This is a genomic window from Pseudomonas sp. NPDC087803, from assembly GCF_044742995.1.
GTDB lineage: Bacteria > Pseudomonadota > Gammaproteobacteria > Pseudomonadales > Pseudomonadaceae > Aquipseudomonas.
The window spans coordinates 1-384 of sequence record NZ_JBIUVO010000137.1 but is presented as its reverse complement, the minus strand read 5'-3'; the positions used below and the strand labels follow the sequence as shown (position 1 = coordinate 384).

Below are 384 nucleotides of genomic sequence, written 5' to 3'. Positions count from 1 at the left end.
CACTCCCGTCGTGGTCTGATCCGCATGGTAAACCAGCGTCGCAAGCTGCTGGACTACCTGAAAGGCAAAGATCTGAGCCGTTACAGCGCTCTGATCGGCCGCCTGGGTCTGCGTCGCTAATCAGCGATTGCGCTATGAGGTTGGTTGTCTGTCAGGCATCAGCGGTTTTCCGCTGGTGGCTGGCAGGCTCCCAGCCTCAAGTTTTATCTGCACTACCGTTTTACCCGGACAGTCAGCGGGCCGATTCCCGACATTGCCCAAGAATTTCGCAAGAAACCAGTTCCCCCAAGAGCCACAAAGAAGGTAGGACACCGTGAACCCGGTAATCAAAAAATTCCAGTTCGGTCAGTCGACCGTTACCCTCGAGACTGGCCGAACTGGAAT

1 protein-coding gene is annotated in these 384 nt (G+C 55.5%); it reads left to right on the top strand.

Annotation, left to right across the window (positions count from 1 at the left end; translation table 11 throughout):
* Positions 1-120 (top strand): 30S ribosomal protein S15 (locus ACIOUG_RS26910; RefSeq protein WP_401070196.1); only part of this gene is annotated, 120 nt, incomplete at its 5' end.
* Positions 121-384 lie beyond the last annotated feature (264 nt).